Annotated in this window: 11 protein-coding genes and 4 pseudogenes; 5 read left to right on the plus strand and 10 right to left on the minus strand. The window is 59.0% G+C overall.

Translation table 11 applies throughout. The features are described 5' to 3' along the window. Nucleotides 1–103: 103 nt before the first annotated feature. From J2R78_RS45095 to J2R78_RS05475, 6 genes and pseudogenes are all read right to left on the minus strand, one after another. Nucleotides 104–266: pseudogene (locus J2R78_RS45095) on the minus strand (IS66 family transposase); the annotation flags it as partial. Between the two features lie 418 nt (nucleotides 267–684). Continuing rightward, entirely contained in the window at nucleotides 685–1,338 is a 654-nt protein-coding gene (locus J2R78_RS05455; protein ID WP_253587719.1) for an HD domain-containing protein, read from the minus strand. A gap of 1,096 nt (nucleotides 1,339–2,434) precedes the next feature. Next, nucleotides 2,435–3,448 (minus strand): hypothetical protein, encoded by a 1,014-nt coding sequence (locus J2R78_RS05460; protein ID WP_253603360.1) that lies wholly within the window; start codon nucleotides 3,446–3,448, stop codon nucleotides 2,435–2,437. Nucleotides 3,449–4,952: 1,504 nt separating this feature from the next. Continuing rightward, nucleotides 4,953–6,839 carry a sulfate adenylyltransferase subunit CysN gene (gene cysN, locus J2R78_RS05465; protein WP_253603361.1) on the minus strand — a complete coding sequence of 629 codons (1,887 nt, stop codon included), beginning with the start codon at nucleotides 6,837–6,839 and terminating at the stop codon, nucleotides 4,953–4,955. Beyond that, nucleotides 6,839–7,738 (minus strand): annotated as a pseudogene (gene cysD / locus J2R78_RS05470) (sulfate adenylyltransferase subunit CysD). The gene cysN and the pseudogene cysD overlap by 1 nt, the downstream one beginning before the upstream one ends. Nucleotides 7,739–7,997: 259 nt before the next feature. Then, nucleotides 7,998–9,185, minus strand: coding sequence for a sulfotransferase (locus tag J2R78_RS05475; protein WP_253587722.1), 1,188 nt, complete (start codon nucleotides 9,183–9,185; stop codon nucleotides 7,998–8,000). A gap of 738 nt (nucleotides 9,186–9,923) precedes the next feature. On the opposite strand from J2R78_RS05475, the gene J2R78_RS05480 reads away from it, so the two are divergent. The 4 genes and pseudogenes from J2R78_RS05480 to J2R78_RS05495 all read left to right on the plus strand — a co-directional run. Beyond that, nucleotides 9,924–10,400 carry a MarR family winged helix-turn-helix transcriptional regulator gene (locus tag J2R78_RS05480; protein ID WP_256558785.1) on the plus strand — a complete coding sequence of 159 codons (477 nt, stop codon included), beginning with the start codon at nucleotides 9,924–9,926 and terminating at the stop codon, nucleotides 10,398–10,400. A gap of 686 nt (nucleotides 10,401–11,086) precedes the next feature. Next, nucleotides 11,087–11,437: a transposase gene (locus tag J2R78_RS05485; protein ID WP_069276022.1), complete on the plus strand. Its 351-nt coding sequence runs from the start codon at nucleotides 11,087–11,089 to the stop codon at nucleotides 11,435–11,437. Then, complete coding sequence (tnpB, locus tag J2R78_RS05490; protein WP_069276023.1) at nucleotides 11,434–11,778, plus strand: IS66 family insertion sequence element accessory protein TnpB; 345 nt, start codon at nucleotides 11,434–11,436, stop codon at nucleotides 11,776–11,778. Before J2R78_RS05485 ends, tnpB begins: the two co-directional genes overlap by 4 nt. 74 nt (nucleotides 11,779–11,852) lie before the next feature. After that, nucleotides 11,853–12,902, plus strand: a pseudogene (locus J2R78_RS05495) (IS66 family transposase); the annotation flags it as partial. A gap of 88 nt (nucleotides 12,903–12,990) precedes the next feature. Here the strand turns inward: J2R78_RS05495 and ltrA are convergent. Further along, entirely contained in the window at nucleotides 12,991–14,232 is a 1,242-nt protein-coding gene (gene ltrA / locus J2R78_RS05500) for a group II intron reverse transcriptase/maturase (RefSeq protein WP_253588744.1), read from the minus strand. A gap of 684 nt (nucleotides 14,233–14,916) precedes the next feature. Here ltrA and J2R78_RS05505 point away from each other — a divergent pair. Further along, a pseudogene (locus J2R78_RS05505) lies at nucleotides 14,917–15,459 on the plus strand (transposase); the annotation flags it as partial. Between the two features lie 594 nt (nucleotides 15,460–16,053). On the opposite strand, the gene J2R78_RS05510 reads toward J2R78_RS05505, so the two are convergent. From J2R78_RS05510 to J2R78_RS05520, 3 genes are all read right to left on the minus strand, one after another. Continuing rightward, nucleotides 16,054–16,239 (minus strand): hypothetical protein, encoded by a 186-nt coding sequence (locus J2R78_RS05510; protein ID WP_075968370.1) that lies wholly within the window; start codon nucleotides 16,237–16,239, stop codon nucleotides 16,054–16,056. A 981-nt stretch (nucleotides 16,240–17,220) separates the two neighbouring features. Continuing rightward, nucleotides 17,221–17,448 (minus strand): cbb3-type cytochrome oxidase assembly protein CcoS, encoded by a 228-nt coding sequence (ccoS, locus tag J2R78_RS05515; protein ID WP_069276025.1) that lies wholly within the window; start codon nucleotides 17,446–17,448, stop codon nucleotides 17,221–17,223. Beyond that, nucleotides 17,448–19,634 carry a heavy metal translocating P-type ATPase gene (locus J2R78_RS05520; protein ID WP_069276026.1) on the minus strand — a complete coding sequence of 729 codons (2,187 nt, stop codon included), beginning with the start codon at nucleotides 19,632–19,634 and terminating at the stop codon, nucleotides 17,448–17,450. The genes ccoS and J2R78_RS05520 overlap by 1 nt, the downstream gene beginning before the upstream one ends. Between the last annotated feature and the right edge of the window lie 10 nt (nucleotides 19,635–19,644).

Genomic DNA, 19,644 nt, shown 5'->3' on the forward strand with positions numbered 1-19,644 from the left:
ATTGGCGGGACCTTTTGCAGCGATCAGCTCGACAACTTTTGCTGAGCCCCGGCGGAGCAAACCGCCGAGTGCGGGGCGAGCCATGCGAACAGATCGACGTCGTTGCTGTCTGCAGCAATGCTGCGATGGTTTCCCAGTGTTGTCCGCTGTCGTGGACCGGAGAGAGGCTATTCTTTCTCGTAACTATTTGGGGCCTGATCCCGCGCTCGTCGCCGAGCTCGATGCGGCCGTTGGTGGAGGAAACGCTCGAAGAAGGCGCGGCGCGCCCAATGCCCCCAAAATATGAGGCACATGCTTACGTGGGGAGAATAGTCGAATGCGATCTGACGCATTATGCGAACGGAAGGTGGTGGTGACCAAAATACTGCGTTGGGATGTCGCCGGAGACCCGGGGACGATGGAGCTCACCACCAAAGAGCTGTACGTGAGGGACTTCGAAGCCTGTACGTAACGTGCCCTAAAATGCTGGCCTAGGTACTGGGGCGGCACGCTGAGACAATCGCCAACGCTGCCTGCACCGCTTGGTCTTTCTCCTCGTAAGGAATTCTGGCCAGTCAGAACACTCCAGCCGAATTCACGCAGTAGAGCCTCTAACTGATCAGATCCGGCACTAGACCGGGTGAGTTGCACGATCTTCTGATCAGACCAGCACGACAACCTTGTGAAAACCGACACTTTTCCGATCTAGATCTCCTCAAACAATTCGTCCAGATAGCGCACCAAGCGCTCGTGCCTGGGTCTTGCCAGGGATCTTCCAGCCGCGGTTTGGAATCCCGACGCCAGCTTGAGCAATTTGGTGTCGAAATGATCGACTGCAAATTTCCTGTCGTCATGCGGACGATTTCGAGCGCGAGGATCGCCGACGTCATAAAGCGACCGCCTTAGCCGACCTGCAAGGTGAAAGCATCGGGCCACCCCAATCATTCCGATTGCGTCTAACCGATCGGCGTCTTGAACGATCTTTGCCTCTAACGTTCGAGGAGGCACGTTTGCGGAGAAGCTATGGGCCTCGATTGCATGCGCAACGGACTCGATAGCGCTTGCCGAGAAGCCTTGTTCCCTCAGCAACTTCGACGCTTTATCGGCCGCGTGCCGAGATGCTTGAAAACGAAAGGGAGAATTCTTCTCAACCGCTGCGCAGTCGTGAAGAAGGATGCTAGGAACCAGGATCGTGAGATCGCCGCCCTCGATCGCCTGTATTGTTCGCGCGTTCTTCCAAACTCGTAGAGTATGGCTAATGTCGTGCGAGGCATCGTCCTCCCGCGGAATATGGGGAATCAACTGGCTGGCAAGTTGCTCAAGCGGTGCGAAAGCACTTGCGATCGTGTTGGGGGCCATGATCGAACTTTCACTGACCGATGGGTTGCTGTCCTTCGCATCCGTAGCAACCTCGACAGGCTTGCTGCACGCTCCGCACGGCCAGGCGTGTCAACACAATTGGATCCGAATTGCCTTGTGCAGCTAGAGTTAGTACTTTTTCGGCGATGCATGCCTTCAACGATGACGTCCGCCTTGCTTCGGGCACCATCGCGACGGCATCATCCAGAACACCTCTCAACAAAGCACACAGTTTAGCTTGCGGGGTCATGATGCTAATCCACCAAGGAAGCTCTCTCCGACGTCAGCTTCGGCTCGCCCAACCAATGGTCCCTAGAAAGCCCCGTGGAATTGGAGTTCGATGCGCCGGCTTCAATGAGCGGGAGGAAGTCTTAGGCACGACCACCGAGTACAAGAAATATGATTCTGCAATGTGACAGGGTTCTAAGCTACGGATATTCGGGGTGTATCTCGCCGAGTGGAACCGTGCGTCGCGAACGTGCGTGTCCCCGCTGCGCTACTCGCAAGCGCTGCAGACGTGTACGCCGGGTTGACGACACGCCCGTTCGAAAGCCGACACCGCATGAGGTGCACAAGCGCCTCGTTTTGCTCCTCGTCGTCGTTACATGACTAACATGGCCTGTTTTTGCCAAGCTTAGGCACGGCTTGGAAAAACCTCTTTCGTGACGCAACTCGCACGAGCGGCGCACCGCCGTCGGTGCGCTTTCCTTGAGCACGACAGCCCGCACCTCTTTGAGGTCGGACCGTCTGGCACGCGAGTTGCCAGGAGTGTCGCGTGGACTTGGCTTCTCATACATTCACGCAGCCCCCGAGATGGCCAAGTTCAACAAACGCGGGCGGCCTCTCCCGGCCGCCCGCACGCCTTTCCGTCTGCGCATCGACGGTTCGCTAAATGGCTTTGGAGAAGTCCGAAGAGGCGCGCAGGAAATGGTCTCAGGGAAAGACCGCAACCAGCATTGTGCTTTCCGCTGGCAAAGCTTGAACTCCCTGCCAAAATCGTCGCCTGATCCGGTTCGTTGCAGGCCGCACTCCGCGTTCCTTCATGGACAACCAGTTAGGTGCCAGTTGCGAGAGAATATTTTGCGCGGCCGCGTCGTCATAATGTCTGCGTGACCAGCTCGAGCTGAAGCGCGGCCAGAACGCTGATGCCATCGCGGTGTTCGATGGGCTCGCCCGCAGCCTGCGCGGCTTGTACCAGGGCGGCCTCTTTGCGTTCGGTCATCAATTTGTCAACTTCGATCTGAGTTAGCAGCTTTTCACGCTCATCCGCCGGGAGCGCGGCAGCATCGTCGCTGTTGGTATCGATCAATTCGTTCACCTTTTCGGTCAAGGTGTCACGAAGGACCCAACAGAGCAGCCCAATTACATCGGGAACCTGGCCAGATGCCCTGCCCACAACCCGCGTGTCCGCACCGAGGACCATAGCCGTCAGATCGTGCTCCTGGAGGATGAGCGGCCATTTGATCTCACGCGCGTTGTCATCAATCATGGCCGAGATAGACGGCGCTCCACGTTCCGCCAGTCGTGCGATCAGAACCGCCGCGTCTTGCTTCTTTGCCTCACTGGGAAATGGCGCACTGCGAATCCGGTGCGCATCGGCTTCGAGCTCGCCAAGACGCAGGCGCAAGCGCTTGAGAGCCTCACTGATCGGCTCGTCGCGCCCTAAAATCTCCGACAGCGCGATTTGTGGGATCGAGGTAAGACGCACGCCCGACCGCAGGCCACTGCGAGCCAGAAAGGCTCGGCAGCGTGACGCCAGGCTCTCGCAGTTCCGCATACGGGCGGCAGCAGTCGCCTCACGACCGATGAGGCAACGCAACTTTTCAGCGAATCCGGCAGCTTGCAAGTTCAAGTCACGGATTTGCGCCTCCTCCTTGTCCGCGACGGGGCCGCCGGCGGTGCGGGCCAATATCAGCTGTTTGCGGCGGGTCTCGACGCGGTGAAGCTCGGCACGAGTCGAGCGCATTTCCTCATCAAGCGGCGACCACGTTGAGCGCGCGTCCCCTGCACGATCCACAATCGCCTCGAACCGCTGCCGGGCGCCCTCATCGGGCAGTAGGTCGATAGGGTCGATTTGAAAGCAACTTTTGCAACCTATGTCGTCATTCACGCGTCGTCTCGCAGCGGTTATGTGTCAGATACCCCGGTTTCGCTGGCAATGATTCGTATTAAGTAATTTTTAATGCTTCCACCGCCGATTGCCGTCAGCGCAATTCCAGCGCGATGGCCCTAGCTTGGAGCGCTGACGGTACGGCGTCCCTGGTTTCAGCGGCCCCAACCGTTCGCCCGCAGCGCTTTCGTATACGGAGCATTTGAATCTCTCACGCGTGGGCGCAGGTCGATTTACGAATCTAACCGGACCAGAAATCGGATCTAGAACGAAGCGAAATCAAGAGTGCGGTGGTTTTGTCTCCGCGCAGAGCGTCAAGCGCCAACGATCGCTGAATCCCATCGGCTTTCTATATCCGAGACCCCTGCCTCGCCCTCGGGCGGCCATACCACATCCGTTTGCGTTACGCGTACTGCGCACGGATCTCCTGTGCGGCCGCGGCGATCGAGAGGTGAGATATGGCAAATCTGCCCAACATCGCGCCCGCCGCAATGACCCACAATGTCCGAGCCGGGCGCCGGCCGGGCGATCGCGCCGGCCGTACGACAACCAGTCCTGGGCCATCGCCAACTCTGGCGACTGCATTTTGGCATCGCTGAGCTGAAATCCGAATGCAGGTACCGCGGAAACTGAGAGTTGGGCCATGAGTGAACATAGTCGGAGCCGCGATGGCCGCCGCTGAACTGCTCGTTTCCGCCCCCGATCAACGTGAGATTGGACTCGGAAACTCGGGTCGTCGAAACTGTAATATGCTAAGCGAGGTAGCTGACGAAAAGCTGACGCGCAGCACGCTAAGCGTCTGTGGCGCCGCGTTTTGGAGCCAAGCTGCCGTGATCGCCAGTACAGCGTTCTTGCGAGACAGCAGACAGGTATGGCATCGAGCTTCCGGTCGACGTCGAGAGAATACCGCGTGACAGCTGATCCTGGTGCCAGCCCCGTCTTTCGATCAAGCTCACGAGCGATCGACACTTCGTGGCCGAGTTGCGCGGTCTCGTAGTTTATGTCAGGGCGCTGGAGTATCTCGTACAGGTTTCACACTCCAAGCACTGGACTGCAGCCAGCCGATGCTGGCGATGCTTCCGCACCTGTGTTCAATTCCCCCGCGGCTTCAGCCGGGCACAGGTTTGATCGGGAGAGCGCGACGCACGCCATACGCGCAAGAAACAGCGTGAAGCGAAAAACTCAAGTTACTGGAAGCCCGACTTCTTCTCTGGCCTTTGTCCTAGCGTCGTAGATCCTGACCTGGAGCATCGGACGGCGCTTCTTGAGCTCCTGCGCTCCTGCAAAGGCCCCATCTCTGGTCGCAAATTCGGTTTTCAATTGACCGTCGATTTCGAGGACATAACCAGAAGCGGGCAATCGACGTGTGGACGCGACCATTTTGTTCCTTAGAGCATGAGTCCATTGATGTCGGTGCTTAACCCGAGTCGCCTTGGCCGGGCCAGCGGCTTGGTGAGGCCCACATCTTGCTAAACGGTGGGATACGAGGTGATAGGTTCGATAATCAGTAACCGTCAAGAATTTCGCGCGCCATCAAGACATCGATCACAGCTTGGGCCATTTGCTCAGGCGCCTGTTCCTTGGTCCTGAGATGAATTTCAGGTCTTGTCGGCGCTTCATAGGACGCATCGACGCCGGTGAATTTCTTGATCTTACCGGACTTCGCTTTTGAATAAAGACCTTTGGGATCGCGCCGCGCGCATTCTTCGCTCGGCGTATCGACAAAGACTTCGACAAACTCCTCCTTACCGACCAGACTGCGCACCATATCTCGTTCGGCCCTGTGAGGCGAGATGAACGAACAAAGCACGATCAAGCCACTGTCCGCCATCAACTTGGCAACTTCCCCGGTACGCCGAATGTTTTCCATGCGGTCGGTCTCGGAGAAGCCGAGGTCCGCGTTTAATCCGTGCCGCAGGTTGTCTCCATCCAACAGCATGGCATGCCGAGACATTGCAAACAGCTTTTGATCGACGATGTTGGCAATTGTCGACTTTCCCGCGCCGGACAGGCCGGTAAACCAAATGATGCAAGGCTTCTGGTTCTTGAGAGTGGCCCGCTCCTTGCGTCCCACTGCAAGGGGTTGCCAAGCGATGTTGGCAGCTCGCCGCAGTGGATATGCGATCATCCCGGCTGCGACCGTGCGGTTGGTATATCGGTCGATGACGATAAATGATCCGGTCTTGCGATTGACCTCGTAAGGATCGAACGCCGCGGGCAATGCGGTTGAGACATTGCAAAATCCGATCTCGTTTAAGCCAAGCGTCCTGGCTGCCAGATGCTCGCGCGTATTGACGTCGATCCGACGATTGATCGCAGTAATGCTGCCGGCTGTGGTCTGCGATCCAATGCGCAGAATGTAGTTGCGTCCGACAGCGAGTTGGTCCTCATCCATCCAGATCAGATGAGCGGCGAATTGATCGGCAAGTTCCGGTCGCTCGGTTGGGCATGCCAGGAGATCGCCGCGGCTGATGTCGATTTCGCTTTCAAGGGTAAGCGTGATTGCATCGCCCGCCTCGGCGCAAGGTAGGTCGCCGTCTTGAGTTACAATCCGGCTGACGCGCGCGGTTCGTCCGGATGCTGCGACGACGATGTCGTCTCCCACCGAGATGCTTCCTGAAGCCACGGATCCGGCGTAACCTCGGAAATCCAGGTCCGGCCGGTTCACCCACTGGACCGGAAAGCGGAAGGCCTGCCGGGAGCTATCGGAGCCGATCCCAATGCTCTCGAGCTGGCCGAGCAGGCAGGGACCATCGTGCCAGCGAGTGTTGCAAGAGCGGTTGACGACGTTGTCGCCGTACCTGGCAGAGATCGGAATCGGGACGATCGTATCGAAGCCGAGATCTGCGGCAAAGGCCACGTAGTCGGCGACGATCCGATCAAAGGTCTCTTTGCTGTAGTTGACGAGGTCGATCTTGTTCACTGCCAAGACGAGGTGGCGGATACCAAGGAGCGAACAGATGAACGAGTGCCGCTTGGTTTGGACCAGCACGCCCTTACGGGCATCGATGAGGATGATGGCGAGCTGAGCATTTGAGGCGCCAGTTGCCATGTTGCGGGTATACTGCTCATGGCCGGGTGTATCAGCCACCATGAACGAGCGCCGCTCCGTCGCAAAGAAACGATAGGCTACATCGATCGTGATGCCTTGCTCTCGTTCGGCTTCAAGCCCGTCGACGAGCAGCGCGAAATCGATCTCACGGCCGGTAGTGCCGTGCTTGGCGCTATCTCGTTCCAACGCCGTCATCTGATCCTGGTAAATCATTTTGCTGTCGTGCAGCAGCCGGCCTATCAGCGTGGATTTCCCGTCATCCACCGAACCGCATGTGATGAATCGCAGCTGATCCTTTGGCATGGCTTGGATAGATTGCGTTATTGGCTTGGCAAGCATCAAAAGTAGCCTTCCCGCTTCTTCTTCTCCATCGAAGCGGCTTCATCGGCATCGATCAGGCGGCCCTGGCGCTCCGATACTGTCGCGGTCTGCATCTCTGCGACAATGTCTTCGATCGTTGTCGCATCGGATTCAATAGCTCCGCTCAACGGATAGCATCCCAGCGTACGGAAACGGGTCATCCGCATTTGCGGCGCCTCGCCGGTCAGAAGCGGCAATCGCTTGTCGTCGATCATGATCATCGCGCCATTTCGACGCACGATCGGTCTTTGCTTTGCGAAGTAGAGCGGGACGACCGGAATCTTCTCGCGCATGACATATTCCCAGACGTCGAGCTCAGTTCAGTTCGACAGTGCAAAGACGCGCATGGTTTCGCCCCGGCGAATCCGAGTGTTGAATAGATTCCAGAGTTCCGGCCGCTGGTTACGAGGGTCCCATACGTGCCCTGCCGAGCGGAAGGACAGAATCCGCTCTTTTGCGCGGCTCTTTTCCTCATCGCGCCGGGCACCGCCAAAAGCAGCATCGAATTCGTGGAGGTCGAGCGCCTGCTTCAGGGCGTCTGTCTTCATCACCTGGGTATGAAGCGCGGAGCCGGAGTCGATCGGATTGATCCCGCGCTCAATGCCCTCCTTATTTACATGGACGATTAGGTCGAGGCCGAGCCGCTTGGCTGTGGCGTCCCGGAAGTTGATCATCTCGCGGAACTTCCAGGTCGTGTCGACGTGGAGCAGGGGAAAAGGCAACTTTGCGGGATAGAAGGCCTTGATCGCAACGTGCAGCATCACGCTCGAGTCTTTTCCGATCGAATAAAGCATGACCGGCCTTTTGAACTCGGCGACCACGTCACGCATGATTTCGATCGATTCAGCTTCGAGACGGCGCAGATGTCTGGGCAGCATATGTTCTTTTCGATGCAGAATCGCTGTTCTTTGCCGGTCTACGGCTGCAGCCCCGAGATACCGGTGGCGAAAAAACTGCTCGCCATGACGCACGGTTAAGGTCAAGTGCGAGCGCAACCAGGAGCCGCATAACCGAGGGCGTTTCACCGCTGATGCGGTCATAACCTGCGCCAGCCATCCGGCGCGGAGATCAACCCGTCGCGGGCTCAGTACTAGCTAAATAAGCCAGCGTGTTTTGATCGCAAGCATCCAGATCACCCTAAGGCATATTGAGGACCTGCTCAAGACGTTCGATCTCGCTGCGTAGAACTTTGATTGCCGCGTCGCGATTTTGAATGGCATCCAATCCCGCGGCGCGCTCAGCTTCTGAGGTCAACAGCGCGTGTTGCAACCGAGCCGCCGTTGAGTCCGCCAGCCGCAGATCCTCCTCGACGTTGGTGTCCGACAGATTTTGCGTCTGCCGCACTATGGAGCTATTGGATGCGGAACGACTGCGCAAATCCCGCCAGGTTTGGAATATCCGGCGATGGAGTTCGGTAACCTCTCCTCCCCTATCCACCACGCCGGCTTGCTGCGCATGCAGCAGCTCCTGCTCATATCCGAGCTCTATCAAAAGCTCGACCCCGATCAGGTCGGTCACCGTTTGCATCTCTTCAGCGCTCAATTGGGATTGCCATGCTTTGACAGAGCTTTCGTCGACCGCGTTTCGCTCCAGGATTTTTCGGTCTCCGAAGCTGCTGGATCGAAGATAATCTGCTTGTTCCATTCCCGCGGACGCGGCGACCGCTGGATCACAGCCAAGCGCCACCAATAGACGCCGGACTTCCTGATCGGGACGCGCCACGAGCGGTTCGTATTTTATTAGCTGCGTCCGCGGCCGAGCGCGGTGCGCGGCGAGCCTGGGAAGGCCAAGAACCAGATCGGCTAGTGACGATATAACGACAGCGGGCAGGCGGAGCATGAGATCAGCGAGAGCAGATACGCTGACCGGATAGGAGTTTTCTGCCCGCAGCGGGATACCCCACGTTGATTTCAGTGAAGCGGCGATGGCATAGGGATTGCGCATCAGAAGGATGTGTGGCGCCTCTGGATAGACAGCTTCAAGAAATTCCAGCGCCGTCCAGTAGCGTGGTGTCTTGTCTATGATGATGCGCTTGCCCGCTGCCGCCAGATACTGGCTGTACGCAGTGTCGGCAAAGGCCCGGCAGACCAACGTGCGATCTATCCGTCCCAAAAATTCGGATGTGGCAGCCTCGATCAGCGGGGATCCTGCCGGATGTCGCTGATCGACCCTGCCAAATGCCTCAAGTGCCAGCATAAACCAGGGCTCAGGCGGAGCCACAATGTCAGGATGGTGCTGGAGCAAGTGCGCCAGGAGTGTCGTCCCGGATCGCGGGAGGCCGAGAAGAAAGCAAACCGCAGGAGAACGGTCGAAACCATCGCTCATAGTTCAGACCCTCATTAAGCGTCCCCCCCGCCGCAGCACTCGTTCGATTGAGCGAGTAGCGCCGGCCGTGAGATCACGTGAGGCGGTCGCTTGCGCTGAACGCATCACCTGAGAAGATTTGCGCTTGCAATTGATCTTGAGAGCTGTTGACTTCGGCGACTTGGCGGGATCACAGAAGCATTTCGCTGTCCCCATTGCTCACACAATTAAATCGAAGTCAAAGGTCAGCTCAACTCTATGAAGATTGGCTACCGACATGGGAAGGTTGGGAAGAACTATACGGGACGTTTACTGGAAAAATGCCTGCGCCTTAGGGACGTGTTACGTCGGCCACGTAAAATGCGACGTGCGTCTCCGCGATGCTCGGCATGCCCCAGAGAAATTCGGCAGGGAACGGACAGGTCGCCAGTGAAGCAAGAAGCAGACCATAATCGCGGCTATCTCACTGGCAGGCGCAGCGATCCGACCGGCGTGCAGCATCGATCCGACGCAAGTTGCCCGTGAATGCCGCTGCTGGACTCCGAGCAGCTACGGCTTTCTTACGCACGCTACCCATCCGTCCGGACCGTACCAAGTGTTTGATTTGCTTGCTCTTACGGCGTTGTACCTACTGCCAATTCGCGCTAAGGGAAGCCGGTGAACGATGGAACCTGACCTACGATGCCGCCGGATTTGCCCGGTCTAGCCAGCGCGCTTGAAAGTGTCTCTACTGAGGGACTGGAGCCGGCCCGGCCGTTCATGTGGGAGATCAGGTCGATCAGTGCGTGTCTCGAAGAGCTTGCCAGATTCCGAGCTCATGTGCTTGGCATCACTGGGCCACAGTGGATGATCCTGATGGCAGTGGCCTACTTAGGCAAGGAAAATGGTGTCTCCGTCAACCTGGTGTCAAAGTTGATGCACGTCGACCCTTCTTTCGTCACGACGCACTCAAAGGTACTAGAGAAAAGTGGATTCCTGCGGCGTAAGCACTGCGCGAGCGATGCTCGGGTCGTGCAGATGACGCTGACGGCCAAAACTCGCAAGCGCCTATTGACTTTGGCGCCGCAACAGCAAGGACTGGACGAGCTCGCTTCTGATGAATTCGGGGTAAGCGGATCAAACGAGTTCATTACCAAGCTGGCCGCGGTCAGGCATCGTCTGGAGAAGGTTCGCCGTGAGAGCGTCTCCGGCCTTCCGAAGACCAAACGCACGACCGTCAGAAATGACGCTCCGTAGCCATGTCAACGCTTCCAGTTTTCGAGTCATTCCTGAAGCAGCGCGGACGAAGGTGGTTGTGGTCCGTTTATACGGCCGAAGGTGCCCGCGTAATGACGGGTTCAGGACGGAGCCGCTCCGCCGCCAGCTATCAAGCCAATCGCGCGCTGTTTCTGTTACTGCTGGGTGCACCGTATCGTTCCGAAGTTCGAGCGACCCGGCGGGCCCAGCCGGGTACGCTTACGCCCAAGCCGTAGCCCCCATGATCTTCGAGTAACACCCACTCGCAAGAATGCTCATCGGCCACAGCCAATGGCCCAGCGGAGACGCGTCTTGATTTAAAGAATCGACCTCAGGCCATTACGCAACTTTCTCCTTGGTCAGCCGAGAGGAGCCGATCACAGTAACAACAGCTGAATTTTGCACTTAGGCAAACCGGCCAGGAAGTGCGTATAGGCTTAGTTTCGTGATGTAGCCAGTTTATGCCGAGATGGCAGCAACTACCAGGCTCCTTTCAAGGCTTCGTCAAAGATGCCGCGCGCTGGAGGCCGACCGCAATCGTGAAGCTGTAGCGAGCACTGAGTGAAAGTAAGCGGCAAGGAGACCCCGTCTGGCGGAGGGGTGAACGATCGGCTATCGGCTGCTAAGTTTGTGAGCCGATGTGAGCTTCTATGTCTGCGCCTAGTTCTGGAACTAGAACCTTCCATATGATCGAAGCGGTCGCCGACCGTCTTGAGGGATCGCCGCGGCAGCTTCGCCGACGCTGGTCGGACGAGTTTAAGGCCCAAGTCGTGATGGAGGCGCTGGAGCCTGGCGCGAGCGTCTCGGCGATCGCCCGCCGGATCGGCATTCACCCGTCGCAGCTGTTCGCCTGGCGCCGTGACGCTCGGGCCGAGCGGCGGCGTTATCGCTCACGGCACTCGAGTTGCGAGGGTGTGGTGGCGCCTGTGGCAGGCGCGGTGATCGAGATTGCCATTGGCGAGGTGATCGTGCGCGCCGGCGTGGACGTCGACGAGGCGCAGTTGCAGCGGGTGATCCGGGCGGTCCGTTCGGCATGATCCCCTCCGGCGTGAAGGTGTTCCTGGCGAGCCATCCAGTCGACTTCCGCAAGGGTATCGATGGCCTTGTTGCGCTGGTGCGCGATGCCGGCTCAGATCCGTTCGACGGTGCGCTTTATGTGTTCCGCGCCAAAAGAGCCGACCGAATAAAGATCGTATGGTGGGATGGCTCCGGCGTGTGCCTCTATTTAAAACGGCTTGAGAAGGCGAGGTTCTGCTGGCCGCGGATCGGGCATCATCGGGTGCAGCTGAATGCTGCGCAGTTGATGGCACTGGTGGATGGGATGGACTGGAAGCGGATCCGGACCGCGGCGGTCAAGCCGCCGGAGATTGTTGGGTAAAAGCACTGCGGCGAAGTGAATCAGCGGCCTGAAAGGGCAAGAGAACCGGGGCAAAATGTGCTCTGGTCGGGTCAATGACGCCGCCCGATCTCAGCCTCCCGAATGACGTAGAGACGCTGAAGGCCATGGTGCTTGCCATGGCCGAGAAAGCGGCCCGCGCCGCTGCTCTGGAGAGCGAAGTCGCCGATCTCAAGGCCCGCAACGCCGATGCCGATGCGCGCATCGAGCGGCTGACGCAAATCCTGCAGGCCTTCGACCGCGCCCGGTTCGGCCGACGATCGGAGAAGCTCGGCTCGGCGAACGGCGACGATGAACAGCAGGCCTTCGTCTTCGAGGAGATCGAGACCGGCATCGCCGCGATCAAGGCCCAGGTCAGCAAGGGCCGTGCGCAGGCGGATGGCAAGCGTGCACCGCGTCGGCGCAAGGGCTTTGCGCCCCATCTGGAACGGATCGAAACCGTCATTGAGCCGCAAGAGCTGGCGGAGTATGCCGGCAAGCAGAAGGTGCTGATCGGCGAGGACGTGTCGGAGCGCCTGGATGTGGTGCCGGCGAAGTTCCGGGTGATCGTCACGCGCCGTCCCAAGTATGCCTTCAAGAACGCGGACGGCGTCATCCAGGCGCTGGCCCCGGCCCACATCATCGAAGGCGGCATTCCGACGGAAGCGCTTCTGGCCCACATCGCCGTCGCCAAATATGCCGATGGCCTGCCGCTCTACCGGCAGGAGGCCATCTACGCCCGCGATCAGGTCGAACTCGACCGCCAGCTGATGGCCCAATGGATGGGTAAGCTCGGCTTCGAGCTCGAGATCATTGCCGACTACATCTTCAGCGAGGTCAAGAAGGCCGAACGGGTCTTTGCCGACGAAACCACTTTGCCGACGCTCGCTCCGGGCTCCGGATCGACCAAGACGGCCTACTTATGGGCCTATGCCCGAGATGACCGAACCTTTGGCCGCAACGGTCCGCCGATGGTGGCTTATCGCTTCGAAGACAGCCGCGCCGGCGAATGCGCGGTCCGCCACCTCAATGGTTATCGCGGCATCCTGCAAGTGGATGGTTATGCCGCCTATAACAAGCTCGCGCGATCCGATCGCGGCAATGATGGCATCACATTGGCTGGCTGCCGAGTAGGCGGGGATGTTGCCATCCCCGCCCCTCACAGACCCGGACGAGCGGATTACCCGCATCCGGTTCTTCACGCGTAAGCTTCGCTCACGAGACGGCATATTGGTGGACGATCTTGGCTGTCGGCAGAGGGTGTCGCGCGAGCATGGCTCGGAAGCGCGACCACGGCAGATTGCTGTGGCGACCACGCCGCGCGAGCCATTTCTTCCATATCCGCGTGAGCTGGTGGTGATACCATCTGATCCGTCGGCCGTTGCCGGAGATGCCGTAGTAGGCGCAGTGCCCCCGGATAACCCGCGACAAGTGCGCGTGCTGTTCCCGGAACGGGCGATGCAGGTTGAGCCGACACCATTCCGTGACGGAAGCCAGCGCGCGGGCATAACGGTCTTTTGCCGTTATCTGTCGGACGACATTCTTACCCTTCCTCGATTGACCCCATACATGGGTGAAGCCAAGGAAGTTGAATGTGGTCCCCGCCGTCGCGGGATGACGCCCACCGGGGCGTTTGAACCGGAAGTCTACGAAGCGGGTCTTGGTCGGATGGAGTTGAAGCCCATACCGACCGAGCCGCTTACCCAGCACATTCAGCAATCGCTTGCCGGACAGATGATCCTCGAAGGCGATCACCGCGTCATCAGCGTATCGGACCAGTTGGCATCGCCCCTTGAGCCGCGGTCGCGCCCCCTGCTCGAACCATTCATCCAGCACATAATGCAGGTAGATGTTTGCAAGCAGTGGCGAGATCACGCCGCCTTGGGGCGTTCCACCAGTCGTGCGGCGCAGGACGCCCTTTTCGAGCACCCCCGCCTTCAGCCATTTATCAATCATCCTCCGGACGATGCCGTCCGCGACTCGCTGATCGAGGAATCGGCGCAGGTGCGTGTGGTCGATGGTGTCGAAGTATTTCGAGATATCGACGTCCACCACCCAACGCAGCCCTTGCTCCATGAACCCATTGCGCAGAGCGTGTAGGGCATCATGGGCCGATCGTCCCGGTCGGAAGCCATACGAGCACGACAAGAAGTCGGTCTCGTAGATCGGCTCCAGCAGCAGGAGAATCGCCCGCTGTGCCACCTTGTCTTCCAATGTCGGGATGCCGAGTGGCCGTTCGGTCCCATCCGCCTTCGGGATGTAGTGCCGTCGCACCGGCGGCGCGATGTAACGTCCGGATTTGATGCGCGCCAGGAGATCACAAAGATTCGCCTCCAGGTTCGCTTCATAGTCCGTCGCCATCATGCCGTCGATACCGGGCGCGCCATCCTTGCGCGTCAGGCGATAGGCCTCGAGCATCCATTCACGGTCGATCAGGTGATGCAGCGAGGTCAGCACCCGCTTGGGATTCTTCCTCGCCAGATCGGCTATCCATTGTCGTTTCGTGGACAGGTTCGTGGGACTCAGCGTTCCCTCCCGTGTTTCTCGTCAATGGGTCTTAACGCGTGGCGGCTCCCTTCCCTCGAGCGGGTCCCGGTGAGCCCAGTTCCCCGCCTTCCTCGGTACTACGAAGCCGCTACGACTTCCCGCCGCGCGCGTCCGTCGGCTTATGTCTTCACCTCGGGATTCCACATGCCTTGGTGTTTTCGTGTTCGCGTGCGCGCTCCCGATGCTCGCCAAGTCGGTCATCAGGCCTGGAGCGTTGCTATGGCCGGTGCTCCGTGCCGGCTTTCCCATGTGGGCACAACCGGGACCTCTCAGGTTTCCTGGTGTCCCATCCCGTACCTTTGCCCTGCTCAGAGACCCCGGCCGAACCGGTCAGCCTGGCCATAGCGGCTTTCCCAGTGCTGCCCCCGGATCCAACACGACGAAGGCTTCAGCACGACCGTGATTTCGAGGCTGGTCACAGGGCTTCAGTACCCGCTGTCTACGCTTCACGAGTGACGTTGCCGTCACCCATGCAAGACTCGCTTCCGGCTGGCGGGCTCCGCCTTTGCCGGGAGGGCGTCGAACCCTCTGGGTCACGTTGAAAGGTTTCAGATTACATTCTTCCTCCTTTCCAGGACTTGTCCTGACGCAAGCTGGTCACACTGCAGACGCAAGTTCTACGAGCTGCATGTTGCAGGGAGCTCAGAAGTGGCAACGGCGACGGTCGAGCGGATGGCAAGGCTCTGGCAGGTCGAGAAAACCGTGCGCGGTCAAAGCCCCGACGCTCGCGTTGCCGCGCGCCAGCAAACCTCCGCGGCGATCGTCGCAGATCTCTTCGATCTCTGGCAGCAGACCTTGCGGCGGATCTCCGGCAAATCAAAATTGGCCGAGGCGATCCGCTATGCCGTCTCGCGCCGTGCCATCTTCGAACGCTTCCTGACCGATGGACGTATCGAGCTCGACTCCAACGTCGTCGAACGCGCCATCCGGCCACAAACAATCACGAGAAAGAATAGCCTCTTCGCTGGCAGCGACGGCGGCGGACGAACCTGGGCGACCATCGCAACGCTGCTGCAGACGGCGAAAATGAACAACGTCGATCCGTTCGCCTGGCTCGCCTTAACACTTCAGCGTATCGCCAACGGCTGGCCGAGCAGCCAAATCGACGCGCTTATGCCATGGAACCACGCAGCCTGACGGCCTCAGCTTGCCGCTTACGAGTGAAATGCTCATCTCTCTGCAAATCTCAATCCTGCGCCCCCACAAAACCGCGAGCGGACCACCGATCACGGACACACGTTCTGCGCTGTGCCGGCGAAACTCCTTCGAGCGACAGGCCGTTGGTGACGCAAACGACAAGTTCTTGTCGGATCAGCTGCTGGAACTCTGCCACCTCATCAGTCCAAGGCGCTCAGGGCCTCTGGCAGGAACACACCGGGAAGCACACCAGACGTTCACGAAGAATGCAGGCTGTACTCACCGAGCACGCAGGCTTCGACACTTCACATTATAGCGCTTCACAACCTACATTCTCGGTATCAGCAGCAACGATCGCGCAATGAAATCAAGGGAAATCAGCTCTGGGCTCGAAGTTTGTTCCTTCAGAAGTTGGGCTATATTCATGGCCGGAATTACTGCGCTTTAAACAGCGACCGGTGCCGGGCCAGGCAGGATTCGAGCCGCATACCGTTCTGCGGAAATCCGCGAAGCGCAGTTGCGACACAAATGCAACAGCCAATAAGGGCGGCCCGGGAGCCGCCCTACTGACCAATCACCAGCACATTCCATAAGCTAACGCTGATGTCCCAATCCGATGCCAAGATGCAGGGCCTTCTGGCGTAGCGCACCGACAGAGCGTTTGGTCATTTTTGATATCTTTGTGACCGGCGTTCGAGCCTTTGAATGGACCTTGAGCTCTTTGATATCTGCCTTGGTCCACTCGCGCCGCTTAACGCGTTTCTTGGTTGCTTTTTTCACAATGAATGCTCCTTTTGAGAGGAGCGGCTTGTAACATAGTTTTTTCAAAGCGACGACCGTAAAAAAGAGGCAACATAGCACTCGCGCAAAGATGCAAGCTCGCTCATATGTTCAGAAGACAATATCTCAGGTATTAACGACGGCTGGCCGGTTGTAACATTTCGTGGAGGTTTGGTATCAAGAGACTTCGCCACAAGTTGACGAATGCAGCTCTCCTCATCGACGCACAGCGTTCGAAACCAAGCAGGTTATAGCAAGTCGTTGAAAACCTTTGACAAGCGAATTGCGATTAGTCCGAGAACTGCTCAGGTTCGAGGTTTGAATCGATCTTAGAGGGATCAACCATGCAAGTCCCTGTGAGACACCGTCGCGATCTCTTATAATGGTCGCTCCCGCCACAGTCGGAAAGCTGATCGTCTAGCTGCAGAGTTTCGTTTGCGCTGATCGAGGCAACCGGATCGGATCTCGTCTTCCATTGCGGATCTCGACAACCTATCGAAGTGGTACAATCCTGTCGCATGAACAGCTTTCATTTTTCTTGACGTAGCGCGAGAGCGGCAAAACCATCATTTGCACTCGCAATGATCTCTTAGAAAGAGAGATTTCGGACGACGTCGATATCGACGGCCAGCGCTTTTGGCTCCAGTCGCCACACTCGTCCAAATTCGAGCGTTCCTCGTTGTCCGACGGTCGACCTTGCTGGAGAATGCGACATCGCCGGCCCGATTGATTACGCGATCGAGATAGCGGTGATCGATGAGACTGCAGCTAATGGGACGTCGTGGGCGAGGCAGCGGCTGAAGCCGCGACTGCAGCTATCGTGGTCTCGGACACACAGCTCGCCATCGATAGCCGGACAGACCATCGAGCAGCCTTTGTTGATCATTGAGCGCATTGCTTTTCTCAACAAGCTGCTTGCTGTCCGACTTCGCGACTCGCATGTTCTCGCCAGTTGCGGCAGTGGCCGACTGGATGCGCGAGCTAGCACTCGCGCGGACAGCGCTGACGACCGCTACAACGAATGCCCTGGTCCATTTTCACTATCTGGATCGGCACAGACGGTTCGTTGGGCTCTTCATCGGTGATTGCGCGCCAAGCCGCCCCGTCGAGATCGTCATACTGACCACTCTTCAGCGACCACAGAAAGCCCAACAGGCCGAAGAAGCCGAGCGAAAGAGCTAGCGGAACCAGATAGACCAGGACTTCCATCAGGCCGCCTCGCTTCTTCGTGCCCGTAGCGCATTCAGCATGACCAGTACCGACGAACCTGACATAGCCGCAGCGGCAATCAGCGGCGTCACCAAGCCGGCGATCGCAATGGGCACAGCCAGGAGGTTATAGACGACCGCAAGCCAAAGATTCTGCCGCATCAGTCGCAGCGCCCTGCGCGAGCCTCTGACCGCCGTCATCACGGGCTCGAGACGCTCACCGAGGAAGACGACATCAGCGACTGCCTGGCTCATATGGGTGGCAGTGACAGGCGACATCGATGCATGCGCTGCAGCGAGCGCGGGCGCATCGTTCAAGCCGTCGCCGACCATCAACACCTTGTGCCCCTGGCTGGTCAGGTCTTCGATCCGAGCGACCTTGTCCGGCGGCGAGACGTTGGCGCGCCACCTTTGAATGCCGAGCGTCTCGGCGGCCCGCCGGACAGCTGGCTCACGATCCCCCGAAACGATCTCGACCATGATACCAAGGCACGCGAGGCTCGCGACGACCTCGGCTGCGTCTGGCCGTATCCGTTGCCGGACGGCAAAGACGTGCCTGACGTCGCCATGGCTGAACGCGACGACGGAGGCCTCAGGATCACGGCACAGGATCTCGTTCGCGAGGCTGTCGACACCGCAGAAGGCGGGGTGGCCAAGTCGGATTGGCGCTCCCTCATAGTAACCGTGGACCCCTCGTCCCGGCTCCTCTTCGATATCGGCGAGCGGCTCGCTTGCACCGGCAGTTCGTGCGACGGCGGCGGCGATCGGATGGCGGCTCGCCAGCGCGAGCCGGCCTGCCAATTCGATGACATGGTGGGGAATAGTAGCGAGGTTGGCGACATCGAGCTCAGGCAGCGTCAGCGTACCGGTTTTATCGAAGATCACTCGGTCCACCTGCGCAATACGCTCGATCGCATCCCCCGCATTGAGCAGCACGCCGGAACGGAATAGTGCGCCGGAGGCCACGGTCTGCACCGCGGGGATAGCCAGGCCCAGCGCGCAGGGGCAGGTGATGATCAAGACTGCGATCGCGGTGACGACCGAGTCATGGAAGGCGACGCCGGAGGCCAGCCAACCAAGCATCGTCAGCAAGGCCGTAGTGTGAACGATGGGCGCATAGAGCCGCGACGCGCGCTCGGCGAGGCGCAGATAGCGCGAGCGCGCTTGGAGGGCATGATCAAGTAGCCTGGAGATCTCGGCAAGCAGTGTGCCGTCCGAGGCCGTCGCCGCGCGGACGCGCAGGGTGCCGGATCGGACCAATGTGCCGGCGAACACCGCGCTGCCTGGAGCCGCAATCGCCGGCAAGGTCTCGCCGGTAACGAGGCTTTGATCGACCTCGGAGTGTCCCCCGATCACGCTGCCGTCGACGGTACAGCACTCGCCGGGTCGGACCAGCACGATATCTCCCGGTTTGATCGCCGCCACAGGAACGGTTCTGATTTCGGTAGGACTTATGAACTTCGCTGCAGTTTCCGCCTTTAGTGCAGCAAGGTTGCTGGCGAAGGCGCGGGTGCGCCGCCTCATGTTCTGGTCGAGATAGCGGCCTGCGAGCAGGAAGGCGATCAACATGATTGCCGCATCGAAATAGGCGTGCTCGGCATGAGCGATGGTCTCGATCACCGAAGTTGCCAAGGCGAGCAGGATCCCGATGCTGATCGGCACGTCCATATTGGCTCCGCGTGCCCGAAGCGCCGCAAAAGCGGAAGAGAAGAACGGTTGTGCACAATAGGCCGCCGCGGGCAGGACGATCAGCGCGGAGAGCCAATGAAAGAAGTCGCGCTGCTCCGGCAGCATGTCCGAGACATTTCCGGACCACACCGGGATCGACAGCATCATCACGTTCATTGCGGCAAAGGCGGCGACGCCGAGCCGTCGCAACAAGCTCTGCGCCCTTTCCGCCTCCAACGTCTCCGCACTGTCCCGCTGGAAGGGATACGCCCTATAGCCTAGTTCGGCGAGCCGCTTGACAAATAGCGCTGGATCGAGCGCTCCAGCCTTCCATTCGATCACCAGCCGGTTTTCGGTAAGGTTCACGCGTGCCGAGGTCACATCCGGAATGCTCGACAAATTGCGCTCGATCTTGCCCATGCAGCCCGCGCAACTGATGCCCTCTACCGCGAGGTCGAGTTGGACGAGGTCCGCGCCCGCCCTTTTCAGAAAGTGAGAAAAATCGATGTCTTTCTGCATGGGGCATGTA

Source organism: Bradyrhizobium sp. USDA 4538, assembly GCF_024171045.1.
Classification (GTDB): Bacteria; Pseudomonadota; Alphaproteobacteria; order Rhizobiales; family Xanthobacteraceae; genus Bradyrhizobium; species Bradyrhizobium australafricanum.

Excerpts from the sequence above, each read along its gene's own strand:
- J2R78_RS05455 (WP_253587719.1), bottom strand. The coding sequence starts at position 1,338 with ATGGCCCCCAACACGATCGCAAGTGCTTTCGCACCGCTTGAGCAACTT.
- cysN (WP_253603361.1), bottom strand. The coding sequence starts at position 6,839 with ATGCTTGCCAAGCCAATAACGCAATCTATCCAAGCCATGCCAAAGGAT.
- J2R78_RS05475 (WP_253587722.1), bottom strand. The coding sequence starts at position 9,185 with ATGAGCGATGGTTTCGACCGTTCTCCTGCGGTTTGCTTTCTTCTCGGC.
- J2R78_RS05480 (WP_256558785.1), top strand. The coding sequence starts at position 9,924 with ATGTGGGAGATCAGGTCGATCAGTGCGTGTCTCGAAGAGCTTGCCAGA.
- J2R78_RS05485 (WP_069276022.1), top strand. The coding sequence starts at position 11,087 with ATGATCGAAGCGGTCGCCGACCGTCTTGAGGGATCGCCGCGGCAGCTT.
- tnpB (WP_069276023.1), top strand. The coding sequence starts at position 11,434 with ATGATCCCCTCCGGCGTGAAGGTGTTCCTGGCGAGCCATCCAGTCGAC.
- ccoS (WP_069276025.1), bottom strand. The coding sequence starts at position 17,448 with ATGGAAGTCCTGGTCTATCTGGTTCCGCTAGCTCTTTCGCTCGGCTTC.
- J2R78_RS05520 (WP_069276026.1), bottom strand. The coding sequence starts at position 19,634 with ATGCAGAAAGACATCGATTTTTCTCACTTTCTGAAAAGGGCGGGCGCG.